The 1,471-nt window shown below is 36.4% G+C and carries 2 protein-coding genes; both read right to left on the bottom strand.

The genetic code is table 11. From position 1 onward, the window contains the following. Positions 1 to 29: 29 nt before the first annotated feature. On the bottom strand, positions 30 to 959 hold the full coding sequence (locus ACHABU_RS20640) for an IS3 family transposase (protein WP_435766834.1): 930 nt from the start codon (positions 957 to 959) through the stop codon (positions 30 to 32). Then, complete coding sequence (locus ACHABU_RS20635; RefSeq protein ID WP_435766833.1) at positions 860 to 1,420, bottom strand: helix-turn-helix domain-containing protein; 561 nt, start codon at positions 1,418 to 1,420, stop codon at positions 860 to 862. Before ACHABU_RS20635 ends, ACHABU_RS20640 begins: the two co-directional genes overlap by 100 nt. Positions 1,421 to 1,471 lie beyond the last annotated feature (51 nt).

Genomic DNA, 1,471 nt, shown 5'->3' with positions numbered 1-1,471 from the left:
TGGTCTGACCCCCAATAGTTGGAGTTTTATTAAGCAACGATTAGATCGGTATGAATTCGGTATTGAACTGGGCTCATACCGGTCAATCTTCCTTTAATTCGTTTGTTATTGTAATAATAAATATAGTCTTCAATTTTACGTTTTAATTCTTCATAGGTACAGAGAGATTCCCCGTGATACATTTCTTGTTTCAGGATACCGAAGAAGCTTTCTACAGGTGCGTTATCTATACAATTTCCCTTACGTGACATGCTTTGGAACACTTTGTGCTGCTTGAGTTTTTTCACCCATTTATCATGTTGATAATGCCAACCTTGGTCTGAATGAATTGTTGTTCTATACGTTGCGTTTTTGACGATATCTAAGGCTTCTTCAAGTGGTTCTAATACAAAATCTAATGTCGGACTGTTACTAATTCCATAGGTTAATATTTCTCCGTTAAACATATCTAAAATAGGATTAAGATATAATTTCTTCCCATCTAAACATTTAAATTCGGTAATGTCTGTCGTTAATTTTTGAAGCGGTATCGATGTGTGGAAACGGCGCTTCATACGATTTTTCGCCACTTTACCCACTGGACCTTTATAAGCATTATACTTTCTTGATTTCCTACCAAATTTCTTACATTTTAAACCCAGCACCCTCATGAGACGCTGAACCCTTTTATAATTGATTGTATGACCTTCTTGCCTTAATTGGTCTGTGATTCTACGATAACCGTAATCACCGTTATGTTCCTCAAATTTTGCTTGAATAAGCTCTTTCACTTCCGCATCGGGGTTTACATTTTCTTTTAAGGCCTTCACATGATAATGATAGCTGGATTCAGGTATACCAACTACTTGTAAGACATCTTTTAATTTGAATTCTTCTTTGAGTTCGAGTGATAACGCTGCTTGTGCTTTTCTAGATAAGACTCCGGATCCTTCTGAAAAGCTCGCAACTTTTTTAGGTATGCCACCTCTAAACGTAAAAGTTCATTTTCTCTTTCGAATTTCTGAAGAGATTCTTCTTTATCATTTAGCTTTTCCTTCGCTTCATTATTAGGTTTATTAGCCATAGAAAGCAGTCCCCTCTGTTTATCCAGGACTTCCAAATTGCCCTCAAGGAATGTTTTTCGCCATCTAGAAATTATAGATGGATTCTTTATTCCAAACTGAAGAGCTGTGTCGGACACGGAAGCACCTGTGCTCTTCATAAAGCTTAATACATCTAACTTGAATTGAAAAGAGTAGACGCTTTGTTTTTGTTCCTTTTTCACTAATTTATTTGATCCATAGTACTTATAAACCCTTACCCAACCTCGAAGTGTAGTCGTTGGTACCTCGCATTTCTCTGCTAACCGTCTATAACTCAATTTCCCTTCAATATATTCTTCTGCGACCTTTAACTTAAACTCTTCACTATACTTTGCCATTAACCTAACCCCCATAAATTATTTTTACTCTAACTTATAGGGGTCAGGTCA

The sequence above is a fragment of the Oceanobacillus sp. CF4.6 genome (assembly GCF_051262635.1).
Taxonomy (GTDB): Bacteria; Bacillota; Bacilli; order Bacillales; family Amphibacillaceae; genus Oceanobacillus.
The sequence above is the reverse complement of the archived record's forward strand: the minus strand, read 5'-3'. Positions and strand labels throughout refer to the sequence as shown.